This window comes from Caballeronia sp. INML2, assembly GCF_023631365.1.
GTDB lineage: Bacteria > Pseudomonadota > Gammaproteobacteria > Burkholderiales > Burkholderiaceae > Caballeronia > Caballeronia turbans.
On record NZ_JALQDH010000022.1, the window covers coordinates 108,124 to 125,820 of the forward strand.

At 63.0% G+C, this 17,697-nt stretch carries 11 protein-coding genes; 4 read left to right on the plus strand and 7 right to left on the minus strand.

The window, feature by feature from the left end; translation table 11 throughout:
- Positions 1 to 27: 27 nt before the first annotated feature.
- The 4 genes from lpdA to typA form a co-directional block, all read right to left on the minus strand.
- Positions 28 to 1,458 (minus strand): dihydrolipoyl dehydrogenase, encoded by a 1,431-nt coding sequence (lpdA, locus tag NCT32_RS08165; RefSeq protein ID WP_061121103.1) that lies wholly within the window; start codon positions 1,456 to 1,458, stop codon positions 28 to 30.
- A gap of 86 nt (positions 1,459 to 1,544) precedes the next feature.
- Entirely contained in the window at positions 1,545 to 2,843 is a 1,299-nt protein-coding gene (gene odhB, locus NCT32_RS08170) for a 2-oxoglutarate dehydrogenase complex dihydrolipoyllysine-residue succinyltransferase (RefSeq protein ID WP_061121102.1), read from the minus strand.
- 83 nt (positions 2,844 to 2,926) lie between these two features.
- Positions 2,927 to 5,785 carry a 2-oxoglutarate dehydrogenase E1 component gene (locus NCT32_RS08175; protein ID WP_061121101.1) on the minus strand — a complete coding sequence of 953 codons (2,859 nt, stop codon included), beginning with the start codon at positions 5,783 to 5,785 and terminating at the stop codon, positions 2,927 to 2,929.
- A 318-nt stretch (positions 5,786 to 6,103) separates the two neighbouring features.
- Complete coding sequence (typA, locus tag NCT32_RS08180; protein ID WP_061121100.1) at positions 6,104 to 7,930, minus strand: translational GTPase TypA; 1,827 nt, start codon at positions 7,928 to 7,930, stop codon at positions 6,104 to 6,106.
- Between the two features lie 310 nt (positions 7,931 to 8,240).
- Between typA and NCT32_RS08185 the strand changes: the two genes are divergently transcribed.
- The 4 genes from NCT32_RS08185 (at position 8,241) to NCT32_RS08200 (ending at position 13,230) form a co-directional block, all read left to right on the plus strand.
- Complete coding sequence (locus tag NCT32_RS08185; protein WP_061121099.1) at positions 8,241 to 8,756, plus strand: MarR family winged helix-turn-helix transcriptional regulator; 516 nt, start codon at positions 8,241 to 8,243, stop codon at positions 8,754 to 8,756.
- Positions 8,757 to 8,831: 75 nt separating this feature from the next.
- Complete coding sequence (locus tag NCT32_RS08190) at positions 8,832 to 10,358, plus strand: efflux transporter outer membrane subunit (protein ID WP_061121098.1); 1,527 nt, start codon at positions 8,832 to 8,834, stop codon at positions 10,356 to 10,358.
- Positions 10,359 to 10,409: 51 nt separating this feature from the next.
- Entirely contained in the window at positions 10,410 to 11,657 is a 1,248-nt protein-coding gene (locus NCT32_RS08195; RefSeq protein ID WP_061121097.1) for an efflux RND transporter periplasmic adaptor subunit, read from the plus strand.
- 13 nt (positions 11,658 to 11,670) lie between these two features.
- A complete protein-coding gene (locus NCT32_RS08200) occupies positions 11,671 to 13,230 on the plus strand; it encodes a DHA2 family efflux MFS transporter permease subunit (RefSeq protein WP_061121096.1) in 1,560 nt (519 codons plus the stop codon).
- A gap of 57 nt (positions 13,231 to 13,287) precedes the next feature.
- On the opposite strand, the gene truB is transcribed toward NCT32_RS08200, so the two are convergent.
- The 3 genes from truB to infB form a co-directional block, all read right to left on the minus strand.
- Positions 13,288 to 14,226, minus strand: a complete 939-nt coding sequence (truB, locus tag NCT32_RS08205; RefSeq protein WP_061121095.1) for a tRNA pseudouridine(55) synthase TruB — start codon at positions 14,224 to 14,226, stop codon at positions 13,288 to 13,290.
- A gap of 3 nt (positions 14,227 to 14,229) precedes the next feature.
- Entirely contained in the window at positions 14,230 to 14,616 is a 387-nt protein-coding gene (gene rbfA / locus NCT32_RS08210; RefSeq protein ID WP_061121094.1) for a 30S ribosome-binding factor RbfA, read from the minus strand.
- A gap of 95 nt (positions 14,617 to 14,711) precedes the next feature.
- Positions 14,712 to 17,696: a translation initiation factor IF-2 gene (infB, locus tag NCT32_RS08215; RefSeq protein ID WP_061121093.1), complete on the minus strand. Its 2,985-nt coding sequence runs from the start codon at positions 17,694 to 17,696 to the stop codon at positions 14,712 to 14,714.
- Between the last annotated feature and the right edge of the window lies 1 nt (position 17,697).

The window sequence follows — 17,697 nt, forward strand, 5'->3', positions numbered from 1 at the left end:
ATGCCTTACTGCCCGAAGCCGAGCTTCTTACATGTTCAGCGCGCGCTTGTCGACGGCCAGCGCCGCTTCGCGCATCACTTCCGACAGCGACGGATGCGGATGGCAAATACGGCCGATGTCTTCCGACGCCGCCTTGAACTCCATCGCGACGACCGCTTCCGCGATCAGATCCGACGCGTCGGCGGCGATCACGTGCACGCCGAGGATTTCGTCGGTCTTCGCGTCCGCGATCATCTTGACGAAGCCTTCAGCCTTGCCGATGCCCAATGCGCGGCCGTTGGCCATCATCGGGAACTGGCCGGTCTTGTACTCGCGGCCTTCGGCCTTGAGCTGCTGTTCGGTCTTGCCGACCCACGCGATTTCCGGTTCCGTGTAGATGACCCACGGAACGCAGTTGTAGTCGATGTGCGGCTTCTGACCATCGATGATCTCCGCCACCGCCACGCCCTCGTCTTCCGCCTTGTGCGCGAGCATCGGGCCGCGCACGACGTCGCCGATTGCGTACACGTTCGGCACGCTCGTCGCGCAATGATCGTCGACGTCGATGAAACCGCGCTCGTTGGCCTTCAGGCCGATCGCTTCCAGACCGAGGTTATCGGTGTTCGGCACGCGGCCGATCGACACGATCAGGCGGTCCGCTTCCAGCGTTTGCGCGTTGCCCGCGTTATCCGTGTAAGCGATCGACACGCCGTTGCCCGTCGTCTTCACATCGCCGATTTTCACGCCGAGGTGAATGTCGAGGCCCTGCTTCTTGAACTGCTTCGCAGCTTCCTTGGCGAGGGCTTCGTCGGCGGCGCCGAGAAATTGCGGCAGCGCTTCGAGCACGGTCACGTCCGCACCCAGACGACGCCACACCGAGCCGAGTTCCAGACCGATCACGCCCGCGCCGATCACGGCGAGCTTCTTCGGCACCGAGTCGAACGAGAGCGCGCCTTCGTTGTCGGCGATCAACGTGTTGTCCACCGGAATGTTCGGCAGATGACGTGCCTTCGAGCCCGTCGCGATGATGACGTTCTTCGCCGTAACGACTTCCGTCGCGCCTTCGCCCGAGACTTCGATCTGCACGCCGGCGTTGTTCTTGCCCGTGAACTTGCCGTGGCCCTTGAGCCACGTGATCTTGTTCTTGCGGAACAGGAACTCGATGCCCTTCGTCATCTTCTCGACGATGCCGTCCTTGCGGGCGAGCATCTTCGACACATCGAGCTTCACATCCGACACGCTGATGCCGTGATCGGCCAGATGCTTCGACGCATTCTCGAATTCTTCCGACGACGCGAGCAGCGCCTTCGACGGAATGCAGCCCACGTTCAGGCACGTTCCGCCGAGCTTCAGCGCGCCGGCCGGATTCTTCCACTTCTCGATACACGCAACCGTCTTGCCGAGCTGCGCTGCGCGAATCGCCGCGATATAGCCGCCAGGGCCCGCGCCGATCACGACGACATCAAATTCTTTGGACATGACTTTCCTTGGTCTATCTCCGCTCATGCGGAGCAGCCTCATGCGATGCGCGCGAGCCTATCGCGCGCATCGAAGGCACTGAGTTCTTACAGGTCCAACAGCAGACGGGCCGGATCTTCCAGCGCGTCCTTCATCGCGACGAGCGACAGCACGGCTTCGCGGCCGTCGATGATGCGGTGGTCGTACGACAGCGCGAGGTAGTTCATCGGGCGGATCACGATCTGGCCGTTCTCCACGACCGCGCGTTCCTTCGTGGCATGCACGCCGAGAATCGCGGACTGCGGCGGGTTGATGATCGGCGTCGACAGCATGGAGCCGAACACGCCGCCGTTCGAGATGGAGAACGTGCCGCCGGTCATTTCTTCGATCGACAGCTTGCCGTCCTTCGCTTTCTGGCCGAATTCGGCGATCTTCTTCTCGATGTCGGCGAGGCTCATTTGATCGGCATTACGCAGGATCGGCACCACCAGACCGCGCGGCGAACCGACCGCGATACCGATGTCGAAGTAGCCGTGATAAACGATGTCGTTACCGTCGATCGAAGCGTTCACGAGCGGGAACTTCTTCAGCGCGTGCACGGCGGCCTTCACGAAGAACGACATGAAGCCGAGCTTCACGCCGTGTTCCTTCTCGAAGCGATCCTTGTACTTGTTGCGCAGATCCATGACGGGCGCCATGTTGACTTCGTTGAACGTCGTCAGGATGGCGTTGGTTTGCTGCGATTCGAGCAGACGCTCGGCGATACGCGCGCGCAGACGCGACATCGGCACGCGCTGTTCCGGACGGTCCTTGAGCCATTGATCCGCCGATGCCGGCGCCGAAACTTGCGGCAGCGAGGGCTTGGCGGCGCGCGCGGGCGCGGCGGCCGGAGCCGGCGCGGCAGCCTTGGCGGCGGGTGCGGACGCCGAAGCGGCGAGCGCGTCGCCCTTCGTGATGCGGCCGTCACGACCCGAGCCGGAAACCTGATCCGCCGACACGCCCTTCTCGGCCAGAATCTTCGTCGCCGCGGGCGATGCTGCACCACCGGTCGAACCCGCCGATGCCTGCGCGACTGCGGGAGCTGCCGTCGCGGCGGCCGCTTCAGCTACGGGCGCGGGTTTCACTTCGGAGTCGCCGGCAGCGGCGACGGCTTCGCCCGCTTTCGCTTCGGTGTCGATCTTCGCGATGATTTCGTCGGCGGCGACGATATCGCCGTCGTGCTTGATCACTTGCGCGAGCACGCCAGCGGACGGCGCGGGCACTTCGAGCACGACCTTGTCGGTTTCGATTTCGATGAGGATTTCGTCCTGGGCGACAGCTTCGCCCGGCTTCTTCTTCCATTGCAGCATGGTCGCTTCCGAGACCGACTCGGAAAGCTGGGGAACCTTGACTTCTACGATAGCCATTTCTGTATTGTCCTAATGCGTGTCTGTGTGTTCGAGCGTCGGGACCGGGCTGCGGCGCGCGCGCCCGGTCTCTCAAGCGTTGATTACTTCGCGATGACCTGCGCGCCCTTCAGGCGGCCGAACGCGCCTTCCACGAGCGCCTTCTGCTGCTCGTAGTGCTTCGCGTAGTAGCCGACCGCCGGCGAAGCCGAAGCCGGACGGCCGCTGTAGGCCAGCTTCATGCCTTCGCGCATGCCTTCGCGCAGATGGTGCTCGACGTAGAACCAGGCGCCCTGGTTTTGCGGCTCGTCCTGCACCCAGACCACTTCGGTCGCATTCTCATATTTCTTGAGTTCCGCGTCGAACTGCTTGTGCGCGAACGGATACAGCTGCTCGATACGCACGATGGCGACATCGTTGCTCTTCGCTTCGCGGCGATGCGCGATGAGGTCGTAGTACACGCGGCCCGAGCACACGATCACACGCTTGACCTTCTTCGCCTCGATCCCTTCTTCCACTTCGCCGATGACCGGCTGGAACGAGCCCTTCGACAGTTCCGCCAGATCCGACACGGCTTCCTTGTGGCGCAGCAGCGACTTCGGCGTGAAGATGATGAGCGGCTTGCGGAACAGGCGGATCATCTGACGGCGCAGCAGATGGAAGACCTGCGCCGGCGTCGTCGGCTGGACCACTTGCATGTTGTGATCCGCGCACAGTTGCAGGAAGCGCTCGATACGCGCCGACGAGTGCTCCGGACCCTGACCTTCGTAGCCGTGCGGCAGCATCATCGTGAGACCGGAGACGCGGCCCCACTTCACTTCGCCCGACGAGATGAACTGGTCGATCACGACTTGCGCGCCGTTCACGAAGTCGCCGAACTGCGCTTCCCACGCGACGAACGTGTTCGGCTCGGCCGTCGAATAGCCGTACTCGAAACCGAGCACCGCTTCTTCGGACAGCACGGAATCGATCACCGTGAACTTGGCCTGGCCTTCCGCGATGTTCTGCAGCGGAATGTACGTGCCGTCGTTCCAGCGCTCGCGGTTCTGATCGTGCAGCACGGCGTGACGGTGCGTGAACGTGCCGCGGCCCGAGTCCTGGCCCGTCAGACGCACGGCGTAGCCCGATGCGACCAGCGACGCGAACGCGAGATGCTCGCCCATGCCCCAGTCGAGCTTGGCTTCGCCGAGACCCATCGCGCGGCGGTCGTTGATCACGCGCTCGACGAGCGGGTGAACCTTGAAGTTCTCGGGAATCGTCGTGATGCGCTCGGCGAGACGCTTCAGTTCGGCGAGCGGCACGGCGGTGTCGGCCGCGTCCGTCCACTTGCGGTTCAGGAACGGCACCCAGTCGACCGCGTACTTGCTCTTGTAGTTCGAGAGCACAGGATCGATCGTGTGATGGCCTTCGTCCATCGCCTGACGATATTCCTTGACGTACTTGTCCGCGTCGTCGGCCGTGATCACGCCTTGCTGCACGAGCTTTTCCGCGTAGACGGCGCGCGTGCCCGGATGCTTCGCGATGGTCTTGTACATCAGCGGCTGCGTGACCGCGGGGGTGTCCTGCTCGTTGTGGCCGAGCTTGCGGAAGCAGATGATGTCGACGACCACGTCCTTGTGGAACTTCATGCGGAAGTCGATGGCGAGCTGCGTGGCGAGTACGACGGCTTCGGGATCGTCGCCGTTCACGTGCAGCACCGGCGCTTCGATCATCTTGACGACGTCCGAGCAGTACAGCGTCGAGCGCGCATCGCGCGGGTCCGACGTGGTGAAGCCGATCTGGTTATTGATGACGATGTGCAGCGTGCCGTGCGTGCCGTAGCCGCGCGTCTGCGCGAGATTCAGCGTTTCCATCACGACGCCCTGGCCCGCGAAGGCCGCGTCGCCGTGCACTTGCACCGGCAGCACTTGCAGACCTTCTTCGTCGCCGCGGCGGTCCATACGCGCCTTGGCCGAACCTTCGACCACCGGATTCACGATTTCCAGGTGCGACGGATTGAACGCGAGCGACAGGTGAACCGGGCCGCCTTCGGTCGACACGTCCGACGAGAAGCCCTTGTGGTACTTCACATCGCCGGCCGGCAGGTCATCGACGTGCTTGCCTTCGAATTCGGCGAAGAGGTCCGCCGGCATCTTGCCGAGCGTATTGACCAGCACGTTCAGACGCCCACGGTGCGCCATGCCGATGACGATTTCCTGCACGCCGCTCTTGCCGGCGTGGCGCACGACTTCGTCCATCGACGCGATGAAGCTCTCGCCGCCTTCCAGCGAGAAGCGCTTCTGACCGACGTACTTGGTGTGAAGGAAACGCTCGAGGCCTTCGGCCGCCGTCAGGCGATTCAGGATGTGCTTCTTCTTTTCATTGGAGAAGTTCGGCGTCGAGCGGATCGACTCGAGCTTCTCCTTCCACCAGCGCTTTTGTTCCGGATCGCTGATGTACATGAATTCGGCGCCGATCGTGCCGCAGTACGTATCGCGCAGCGCCTTCACGATGTCACGCAGCGATGCCTGCTCGAAACCGAAGTACAGGTTGTTCGCGTTGAACACCTGATCCATGTCGGCTTCGGTGAAGTCGTAGAAACCGGGTTCGAGTTCGGGGATGGCCGGACGCTCGCGGCGCTTGAGCGGATCGAGGTTGGCCCATTGCGTGCCGAGGAAGCGATACGCCCCGATCAGCGATTGAACGTAGACTTGCTTGCGTGCGGTGGTGAGGTCGCCAGTGCTTTCACGCGGCAGAAAGGCATTCGCCTTCGCGCGCTGGGCAAAAGACTCGACGATCGGGCCGTGGGCCACGTCGTTGTGAGCCGTGCCGTCCGAAGCGGGCACGTTCTGCAACGCGTCGAAGTAGGCTCGCCAGGTCTCGGGCACTGACGCGGGATTATCGAGATATTGCTCGTACAACTCTTCGACGTACGGAGCATTACCGCCGAACAGATAGGAGTTCGACTGGAATTGCTTCATCATTTTACGCTCACCTTTCTTCGAGTTTCTCGAGGAAGTGCGGGTTACGAAACCTTCCGCGCCACGGCCTGACCGTTTAGCGGATTGCGCGAATCAAGTCTGCTTGGAAGGACCTAAAAAGCGACAGCTAATCTGAGAAGCATAGCACAGAACCAATCGTCATATGACCGATCGCCGCATGCGCTCGACCTCGTCATCCTTTATGCAACAAGCATGTGCGGGCTTTCACGAGATAAGCAAGGGACTCTTGCACGCCGTCGAAAAAGGAAAAGCCGCCCGAAGGCGGCTTTTGCCCTGTCAATGCGAACCGACGCCTGAAGCTTACTCGGCGTTCGCCTCGCGGCTCGCGCGGCGGCGCTCGTGCTCCTTCAGATGACGCTTGCGCAGGCGGATCGATTGCGGCGTGACTTCAACGAGTTCGTCGTCGTCGATGAACTCGACCGCGTACTCCAGCGACAGCTGGATCGGCGGCACGAGGCGCACGGCTTCGTCGGTGCCCGACGCGCGCACGTTGGTCAACTGCTTGCCCTTGATCGGGTTCACGACGAGGTCGTTGTCACGGCTATGAATGCCGATGATCATACCTTCATAGAGCGCATCCCCAGGCGACACGAACATGCGGCCGCGATCCTGCAGCTTCCACAGTGCATACGCCACGGCGGCGCCATCGTCCTGCGAGATCAGCACGCCGTTGCGACGCTCGCCGACCGAGCCTTCCTTTACCGGCGCGTACGAATCGAACGTGTGGCTCATCAGACCGGTGCCGCGCGTGAGCGTCAGGAACTCGCTCTGAAAGCCGATCAGACCGCGCGCCGAGATCTTGTACTCGAGACGCGTGCGGCCACGGCCGTCGGAGGTCATATCGAGCATTTCGCCCTTGCGGCGGCCGAGTTCTTCCATCACGCCGCCCTGATGCTGGTCTTCGATATCGACCGTCAGGTTTTCATACGGCTCGCACTTCACGCCATCGATTTCCTGCAGCACGACGCGCGGACGCGACACCGCGAGCTCATAGCCTTCACGGCGCATGTTCTCGACGAGAATCGTCAGATGCAGTTCGCCACGGCCCGACACTTCGAACGTGGTTTCGTCGCCCGTGTCTTTCACACGCAGCGCCACGTTATGGTTCAGTTCCTTGGTGAGACGGTCGCGAATCTGGCGGCTCGTCACGAACTTGCCTTCCTTGCCCGCGAGCGGCGACGAGTTCACGAGGAAGTTCATCGTGAGCGTCGGTTCGTCTACGGTGATCATCGGCAGCGCTTCGGGGTTATCCGGCGAGCAGATCGTCACGCCGATGCCGATTTCCTCGATACCGTTGATCAGCACGATATCGCCGGCCTGCGCTTCTTCGACCTGCACCCGCTCGAGACCGTGGAACGACAGCACTTGATTGATCTTGCGATTGATGATCGCGCCGTCCGGACCCGACCGCACCGCCACCTGCATGCCAGGACGAATGCGACCACGCGCGACACGGCCCACGCCGATACGTCCGACGTACGAGTTGTAGTCGAGCGACGTGATCTGCAGTTGCAGCGGACCGTCAGGATCGGCCGGACGCACCGGCACGTGTTCGAGAATGGCTTCGAAGAGCGGGCGCATCGTGCCCTCGCGCACTTCGGGGTCGAGGCCGGCGTAGCCGTTCAGACCCGACGCATACACCACCGGGAAGTCGAGCTGCTCTTCGGTCGCGCCGAGCTTGTCGAACAGATCGAAGGTCTGGTTGATCACCCAGTCGATACGCGCGCCCGGACGGTCCACCTTGTTGATGACGACGATCGGCTTGAGACCCAGCGCGAGCGCCTTTTTCGTCACGAACCGCGTTTGCGGCATCGGGCCTTCGACTGCGTCGACGAGCAGCAGCACGGAGTCGACCATCGACAGCACGCGCTCCACTTCACCGCCGAAGTCGGCGTGTCCCGGCGTATCGACGATATTGATGTGCGTGCCTTCGTATTCGACAGCGCAGTTCTTCGCCAGGATCGTGATGCCACGTTCCTTTTCGATGTCGTTCGAGTCCATGACGCGCTCGGCGACCTGCTGGTTTTCCCGGAACGTGCCCGACTGACGGAGCAACTGGTCGACGAGCGTGGTCTTGCCGTGGTCGACGTGGGCAATGATGGCGATATTGCGGAGGGCGCGAGTCATATAGAGATGTCTTGGTTGTGCGCCGTCGGAGCGAGTCTCTTCAGTGAGACTTCATGGCTCGGCAAGCCCCCCTTGAAACCGTCATGCAAGCATGACTACGCGGGCCCGGCGCGGTGAGAACCGTAAATTATAGCACGCATGGATGTCCTTCCCTTGCAATAGGACGCAACCCGTAAGACGGCCAGGCAGGAGCCCCCATCGCACCCGCATGGATTGCATTGTTAAGCAGATTCAGAAAAGCTTCTTGCAGCGACTGAAATGCCCCCCTATAATCCTGCCTAGTCAACTATTGCAACCGCATAAATTTTCCATGAGCGACGCTCCGAAATCTGCGGCGATCGGCGATTACGTGCTCGCCGAGAGCGTCGGCTACCTGATCAGCCGGGTCCGCTCGACCATGTGGAACATGGTCACGCAACACACGACCTCCGAACTGGGCATCACGAGCACACAGGCGAGCATCCTCTTCATGCTCGCGGTCGGCAAGTGCCTGACGGCCGCGGACATCGCTCGTGAATACGGCATAGACGCGAGCGCCGTGACGCGCCTCATCGACCGGCTGGAAAAACGTGACTTGCTTTCGCGCGTACGCAGCGAGGAAGACCGGCGCGTCGTGCGCCTCGCGCTGACGGACGAAGGCCAGGCAACGGCCGAGAAGATTCCCGCCATCTTTACGCGCGTGCTGGACAACCTCCTGGCGGGCTTCACGCCCGAAGAAGTGGGCTTCCTGAAGAGCATGCTGCGCCGGATTCTGGCCAACTCCTGTGATCCCTCCGTGGCATCGTTGCTCGCAGGAAACGATAAGCCTGGTACGTCATTGCGATGACAAGCAAATTTGTCGTCGGCAGCCTACAAAATGATTGCAACGTCCATCTTTAAGTCTCATCTCAAGAAACGAGATATGAAACAGCTTTCCCTGTCCGCGCTGCGCGGCGAGCGCCGTGTCAATAGCGCCGTGGTCGCCGCAATAGCCGCGCTCGCGCTTGCCGGTTGCGCGAACTACGCAGGCATCTCGAGCGACAAGCAGATTGTCGCGCCTGAAAACTTCGAGGCTACGCAAAGCCTGCCGGGACAAGGCGGCCGATGGCCGGCGCTCGATTGGGCGAAGCAGTTCGGCGATCCGCAGTTGCCGCGACTGATCGACGAGGCGCTCGCGGACAATCCCACCATCGCGCAGGCGCAGTCGCGGATCGCGAAGGCGTCGTCATATATCGAAACGTCACGCTCGGCGCTCTATCCGAAGGTCAACGGATCGTATTCGTGGACGCGCGAATTGTATTCGGCCAACGCCCTCTTCCCGCCACCCTACGGCGGCACCTGGTTCAGCGAGAACAACGTGCTCGCGAGCGCGTCGTGGGAACTCGATCTGTGGGGCAAGAATCGCTCGCGGCTGAACATGGCGGTGTCGCAGGAGAAGGCCGCCGAAGCGGACATGCAGCAGGCGCGTGTGACGCTGGCGGCATCGGTTGCGCGTACGTACAACCAGCTCGCGCTGCTCTACGCGCTGCGTGACGTCGCCCAGCGCGAGATCGCGAACCGGCAGGACGTCGGGCGCATCACGAACGGACGGGTCGCGGCCGGGCTCGACACCAGGGTCGAGAGCCGCACGGCGGAAGGCAACGTCGCGACGAGCCAGACCAATATGACCGAGCTCGACGGACAAATCGAAACCGTCCGCTATCAGCTCGCCGCGCTGCTTGGCAAGGGCCCGGACCGCGGTCTGCAGATCGCCAAGCCCGTGATCGATCCGAACGTCAACATGACGCTGCCGGACAACGTTCCCGCCGACCTCATCGCGCGCCGCCCGGATATCGTCGCCGCGCGCTGGCAGGTAGAAGCCGCGACGCACAACATCAAGGAAGCGAAAGCCGAGTTCTTCCCGGACATCAACCTTGCGGCGGCCTTCGGTTTCGACGCGTTCGGCTGGAGCCGCTTCCTGCAGGCGAGCAGCCGCCAGATCCAGATCGGGCCGGCGGTGCATCTGCCGATCTTCGATGCCGGCGCCCTGCGCGCCCAGTTGAAGGGCCGTTACGCCGACTTCGAGGGCAATGTCGCGAACTACAATCAGACGCTCATCAATGCGATGAACGATGTCGCGACCAACATTTCCGCAATCCGCTCGCTCGACAAACAGATGGCGGATGCGCAGCGCGCGCTCGCGGCGGCGACGAGCGCGTATCAGCTCGCGGTAATCCGCTACAAGGCCGGCCTGTCGCCGCAGTTGCAGGTGCTCAACGCCGACGAAAACCGTCTCGCCAACGAGCAGACCGTAACGAACCTGCGCCTGAAGCGCACCGATCTGCAAATCGCGCTGATCAAATCGCTCGGCGGCGGCTTCGACGCGACGAGCACGAATCTCGCGATCGACGGCAGCGGGCAGAATCAGGCGAACACGCAAGCGGCAAATCAGGCCACGCCATCGAAGTAAGCCGCGCACAAGAACACGCATCAGACCAATACGGAATATTCGGAGTCTTTCATGAGCGACCCTCAACAAACCGCGGCCGCGCCAGCGCCGAAGCAAAACAACGGCAAACGCCGCCGGCTGATGACGCTGATCGTGCTGGTCATCGTCATCGCCGCTGTCGCGTACGGGCTGTATTACTTCCTCGTCGCGCGCTTTCACGAAGCCACCGACGATGCGTACGTCAACGGCAACGTCGTGCAGATCACGCCGCAGGTCGTCGGTACGGTGATCTCGGTGAACGCGGACGACACGCAGACTGTGAAAGTGGGCGACCCGCTCGTCGCGCTCGATCCGGCCGATTCGAAGGTCGCGCTCGACCAGGCCGAAGCGAATCTCGCGCAGACGGTGCGTCAGGTCCGCACGTTCTTCGTCAACAACAACCAGTACGAAGCGCAGATCGCATTGCGCAGATCGGATCTGTCGCGCGCGCAGGACGATCTGAAGCGCCGCATGCAGGTCGCACAGACGGGCGCGGTGTCGCAGGAAGAAATCTCGCACGCACGCGACGCCGTCCGTAGCACGCAGGCCGCGCTCGACGCCGCCGAGCAGGAACTCGCGTCGAACCGCTCGCTTACGGCAAACACGACGATCGCCGAGCATCCTAATGTGCTTGCGGCCGCCGCCAAGGTCCGCGACTCGTACATCAACTTCGCGCGCAACACGCTGCCGGCGCCGGTGACGGGCTACGTCGCGAAGCGTTCGGTGCAGGTCGGCCAGCGCGTCGCGCCGGGCAATCCGCTGATGGCGATCGTGCCGCTCAACGCCGTGTGGGTCGATGCGAACTTCAAGGAAGTCCAACTTAAGCACATGCGCATCGGCCAGCCGGTGGAACTGACTGCCGATCTGTACGGTTCGAGCGTCGTGTATCACGGCAAGGTCATCGGCTTCTCGGCCGGCACGGGCTCGGCGTTCTCGCTGCTGCCCGCGCAGAACGCGACGGGCAACTGGATCAAGGTCGTGCAGCGCCTGCCGGTGCGTATCGAGCTGGATCCGAAGGAACTGGAGCAGCATCCGCTGCGTATCGGCCTCTCGATGAACGTCGACGTGACGATCAAGAACGAGGAAGGCGGCCAGCTCGGCAACGCGCGGAACACGGTGTACCAGACCAACGTGTTCGACAACTACGGCGCGCAGGCCGATCAGGAAATCGCGCGCATCATCCAGCAGAATGCGGGCACGGGCACGGGTTCGTCGGCGCAGAGCACATCGTCGGCGCGCGGCAAGGCGACGAAGTCCGCATCGGCCGCCAAGCTGATGTAAGCGGACTCGCCCAATGTCTTCGCAAAACGTCGTTCATCCCCCGCTGTCGGGCGGAAAACTCGTCATCGGGACGATTGCCGTATCGCTCGCGGTGTTCATGAACGTGCTCGACACGTCGATCGCGAACGTCTCGATTCCATCGATATCCGGCGACCTCGGCGTGTCATCGGATCAGGGCACGTGGGTCATCACGTCGTTCGCGGTCGCCAATGCGATCTCGGTGCCGCTCACGGGCTGGCTCACGCAGCGCATCGGCCAGGTGCGGCTCTTCCTCGGCTCGATCATCCTGTTCGTGCTCGCGTCGTGGCTCTGCGGCCTTGCGCCGACGCTGCCGTTTCTGCTTGCCGCGCGCGTGCTGCAAGGCGCGGTCGCCGGCCCGATGATCCCGCTGTCGCAGACACTCCTGCTCGCGAGTTATCCGCGCGAAAAAGCGCCGATGGCGCTCTCGATGTGGTCGATGACCACGCTCATCGCACCTGTCGCCGGCCCGGTGCTCGGCGGCTGGATCTCGGACAACATCTCGTGGCCCTGGATCTTCTACGTGAACATTCCGGTCGGAATCGCCGCGGCGATCGCCACGTTCGCGATCTTCCGGGATCGTGACTCCGCGATCCGCAAGTCGCCGATCGACACCGTCGGGCTCGCGCTGCTGGTAATCTGGGTGGGCTCGCTGCAGGTCATGCTAGACAAGGGCAAGGATCTCGACTGGTTCAATTCGACGACGATCGTCGTGCTCGCGCTGATCGCGGTGATCTCATTCGCCTTCTTCATCGTGTGGGAGCTGACGGCGGAGCATCCGGTCGTGGACCTGTCGCTGTTCGAACTGCGCAATTTCACCGGCGGGACGATCGCGCTGTCGATCGGCTACGGGCTCTATTTCGGCAACCTGGTGCTGCTGCCGCTATGGCTGCAAACCGATATCGGCTACACCGCGACGAACGCCGGCCTCGTGATGGCGCCAGTCGGCCTGTTCGCGATCCTGCTTTCACCGATCACCGGGAAGTTCCTGCCTCGAACCGATCCGCGCTATATCGCGACTGCGGCGTTTCTCGTGTTCGCGTTGTGCTTCTGGATGCGCTCGCGCTATACGACCGGCGTCGATACGTGGGCGCTCACGTTGCCGACGGTGATTCAAGGCATCGGCATGGCGGGCTTCTTCATTCCGCTCGTGTCGATCACGCTGTCGGGCTTGCCTGGGCATCGGATTCCTGCGGCGTCGGGCTTGTCGAACTTCGTGCGGATCATGTGCGGCGGCATCGGCACGTCGATCTTTTCGACGGCGTGGGAGCATCGCTCGATCGTGCATCACGCGCAACTCGTCGAGCAGGCCAACTCGTATAACCCCGTCTTCGCAAACTCGATGCAGCAGATGGGCACGCTCGGCTTCTCGAAGGAACAGTCCTACGGCCTGTACAACAGCATGGCGACACAGCAGGCCGCGCAACTCGGCGTGAACGACATGTTTTATATCTCGGCGGGGATTTTCGTCGCGCTGATCGCGCTGATCTGGATCACACGGCCCGAGCGTTCGGGCGGCGGGGATTCGGCAGCGGCGGCGTCGGCGGCGCATTGACCGAATTGTCGCTGTAGAAAGAAAAGAGCCCGATTGATCGATCAATCGGGCTCTTTTTCATTGCGCTGTAACGATCAGCCGCTCGGGCGCAAGCACACCTTCGCCCGCGCGCGCCACGCCGAGCAAGCGACCGCCGCCCTGCGCATAGACGCGCACGCGGCCTTCTTCGAGACGAGTTTCGACGACGTCAGCCAAACGCAGGCGTTGGCCGTGCAGGAAGCGCTTCGTCGCTTCATCGTTCAACTGGACCGCGGGAAAGGTCGAAAGAAGCGCATCGACGGGCTGAAGCCGTGCATCGCGCTCTGCTTCGTTCATGCCGGTCAGTTCGTCCAGCGTGACCGCGTGCTCCAGAGTCAACGCGCCGACGCCCGTGCGCCGCAGCGCCGTCAGATGCGCGCCGCATCCGAGCGCCTCGCCGATATCTTCCGCCAGCGTGCGCACATACGTGCCCTTGCTGCACGTTACGCGAAACGTCACGAGCGGCAATGCGCATGCGAGCAGCCGCAACGCGTGAATCGTCACCTGGCGACCTGCGCGTTCCACCGTCTGACCCGCACGCGCGTATTCGTAAAGCGGCTTGCCGTCACGCTTCAGAGCGGAGTACATCGGCGGGACCTGCATGATGTCGCCGAGAAACTTCGCCATCGCTTCGGAAACCGCCGCCTCGTCGCACGTAACGTCACGCGTGTCGATGGCCTCGCCTTCGGCATCGCCGGTCGTCGTGCGAATCCCCAGTCGCATGGTCGCTTCATATGCTTTGTCGGCATCGAGCAGATCTTGCGAAAACTTCGTCGCTTCGCCGAAGCACAGCGGCAGCAAGCCCGTCGCAAGCGGATCGAGCGTGCCCGTGTGGCCCGCCTTTTTCGCGAGATAAATCCGCTTCGCCTTGATGAGCGCGTCGTTGCTCGACAGCCCGAGCGGCTTGTCGAGCAACAGCACGCCATCCAGCGCGCGGCGCGCAATCTTCGGCCGCGCCTCGTTCTTCGAACCGCTCATCGCTCAGGCGCCTTCCTGACCGTCGTCGGCATCCTTCGCACGCGAAGCGTTCGCTTCGTCGATCAGGCGCGACATTTCGACGGCCTTCTCGATCGTCTGGTCATAGTGGAAATGCAGCGTCGGCACCGTGTGGATATGCAGGCGCTTGAACAGCATATTGTGAAGATGTCCCGCGGCGTGATTCAGACCCTGCTCGGTCTGTTTCGGATCGCCGGTGAGCGTCGTGAAATAGACCTTCGCGTGGGCGTAGTCGGGCGTGAGCTCGACGCTCTGAATCGTCACGAGACCCACGCGCGGGTCTTTGACCTCGCGCATGAGCTCCGAAAGATCGCGCTGAATCTGGTCCGCAATCTGCACGTTGCGGTTCGTGGATGTCCGTCTTTTAGCCATGATGTCGTTTCCGTGTTTCTTTTCGCGCCGCCTGAAGCAAAAAGGGCGGAGCGAGCCGCCAGGCTCACCCCGCCCTTTTCTCGGCGGCTAGCGCATTACAGTGTGCGAGCCACTTCCGTCACTTCGAAGACTTCGAACTGGTCGCCTTCCACGATGTCGCTGAAGTTCTTGATCGACATACCGCACTCGAAGCCCTGACGCACTTCCTTCACGTCGTCCTTGAAGCGCTTGAGCGAATCGAGCTCGCCGGTGTGGATCACGACGTTGTTGCGGATCACGCGCACCGACGAGGAGCGCTTGACGACACCGTCCGTCACCATACAACCTGCGATCAGGCCGACCTTCGGCACGCGGATGACCTGACGCACCTCGACCATGCCCGTCACCGTCTCGCGCTTCTCCGGCGCAAGCATGCCGGACATCGCCGCCTTCACCTCATCCACTGCGTCGTAGATGATGTTGTAGTAGCGGATGTCGATGCCGTTCGACTCGGCCAGCTTGCGGGCTTGCGCATCCGCCCGCGTGTTGAAGCCGATGATGACCGCCTTCGACGCCGTCGCCAGGTTGACGTCCGATTCGCTGATCGCGCCGACCGCGCTGTGCACGATCTGCACGCGCACTTCGTTGGTCGACAGCTTCTGCAGCGACTGAACCAGCGCTTCCTGCGAGCCTTGCACGTCTGCCTTGACGATAAGCGGCAAGTTCTGCACTTCGCCTTCGCCCATCTGTTCGAGCATGTTCTCGAGCTTGGCGGCCTGCTGCTTCGCCAGCTTGACGTCGCGGAACTTGCCTTGACGGAACAGCGCGATTTCGCGCGCCTTGCGTTCGTCCGGCAGCACGATGACTTCCTCGCCCGCCGCCGGCACTTCCGACAGACCCTGGATTTCCACCGGGATCGACGGACCGGCCGATTTCGTCGGCTTGCCGGTTTCGTCAAGCATCGCGCGCACACGGCCGTAGGCGCTGCCCGCGAGAACCACATCGCCGCGATTCAGCGTGCCCGACTGCACCAGAATGGTCGCGACCGGACCCTTGCCCTTGTCGAGCTTGGCTTCGATGACGAGACCCTTCGCAGCGGCCTCGACCGGCGCGGTCAGCTCCAGCACTTCGGCTTGCAGCGACACGTTTTCCAGCAGGTCGTCGATGCCGCGGCCAGTCTTCGCCGACACTTCGATGAACGGCGAATCGCCGCCGTACTCTTCCGGCACCACGCCTTCCGCGACGAGCTCTTGCTTCACGCGGTCCGGGTTGGCTTCCGGCTTGTCGATCTTGTTGATCGCGACGACGATCGGCACGCCGCCCGCCTTCGCGTGGGCGATCGCTTCCTTCGTCTGCGGCATCACGCCGTCATCCGCCGCGACCACCAGAATGACGATGTCGGTCGCTTTCGCGCCGCGCGCACGCATTGCCGTAAAGGCTTCGTGACCCGGCGTGTCGAGGAAGGTGATGACGCCGCGCGGCGTTTCGACGTGATATGCGCCGATATGCTGCGTGATGCCGCCCGCTTCGCCCGCCGCCACTTTCGCGCGACGGATGTAGTCCAGCAGCGAGGTCTTGCCGTGGTCTACGTGGCCCATGACGGTGACGACCGGCGGACGCGGCAGCTTCTCTGCCGTGTCTTCCGTGGCTTCGCCTTCGACGAGCAGCGCTTCCGGATCGTCCAGCTTCGCCGCAACCGCGCGATGGCCCAGTTCCTCGACGACGATCATCGCCGTTTCCTGATCCAGCACCTGGTTGATCGTGACCATCTGGCCGAGCTTCATCATCACCTTGATGACTTCCGAAGCCTTCACCGACATCTTGTGCGCGAGGTCGGCCACGGAGACGGTTTCCGGCACATGCACTTCACGGATGATCGGCTCGGTCGGCGCCTGGAAGGACGTCGACTGGTCCTGATGCTTGCCGCGACCCTTCGGACCGCCGCGCCAGCCGCGATCGACGCCGCCGCTCGAATCGCCGCGTGTCTTCATGCCGCGGCGCTTCGAGGCGTCGTCTTGCTGCCAGCCGCCCTTGCCGGCCTTCTTCTTGTCGCCAGCGCCTGCCGGAGCCGTCGACGCGGGAGTCGTCGCACCGCCTGCAGCCGGCTTCTTCGCCGCCGGACGTGCCGCCTGCGCGCCTTCCGGCTTCGCGGGCTTGTGCAGCGTGCCCTTTGCTTCGGCGGCCTTCGCCGCTTCCACCGGCTTCGGTGCGGGCGCGGGTTCCGGCGCCTTCACCTGCGCCTTGCGCGGGGTGTTCATCATTTCGCGGATCGCGCGCGCTTCGGCTTCCGCCGCTGCACGGCGCTTCGCGATGGCTTCCTGCTCCAGACGCGTCTTTTCAGCCTTGGCTTTCGCGTCTTCTTCCGCCTTCTTCGCGGCTTCACGCTGAGCAGCACGCTCGCTCGCAGCCTTCTCTTCCGCTGCCTTTTCCGCGGCTTCGCGTCGAGCGGTATCGTCCTGCTTCGGTTCCGGCTTCGCTTCGACTGCCGGTTGCGTGCGCGTTTCCTGACGCGCGGACTGCGCCGAACGCGAGATTTCCGCGGCCTGAGCCGCGGCCGCCGCACGGCGCGCCGCTTCCGCTTCTTGCTTCTTGCGCTCGGCTTCCGCCGCTTCCTCGCGGGCGCGGCGCTCGGCCTCTTCGCGTTCGAGCTTCGCCTGTTGCTCCTTCAGTTCGCGCTCTTCGCGCTCGAGCTGCTCGGCGGCGTGGCGCGCTTCTTCCTCGCGACGCTGCAGTTCGGCCTCGTCGACTTCCGGCTCTTCGACGTGATTCGACGCCGCCTCGGCCTGCTCGAGACCGGGTTCGTCACGCTTCACGAAAACACGCTTCTTGCGCACCTCGACCTGAATGGTACGAGCTTTACCCGTTGCGTCGGATTGCTTGATTTCCGACGTATGCCGGCGGGTCAAAGTGATCTTGCGCTTGTCGGCGTCGGCGGAACCGTGCGACTTGCGCAAATGATCGAGCAGACGCGCCTTGTCTGTTTCGGACAGGTCGTCATTCGCGCTCGCTTTCTGGACGCCAGCCGCCTGCAACTGCTCGAGCAGGACGCCCGCAGGCATTTTGAGTTCCGCGGCAAATTGGGCTACGTTGTTACTCGCCATT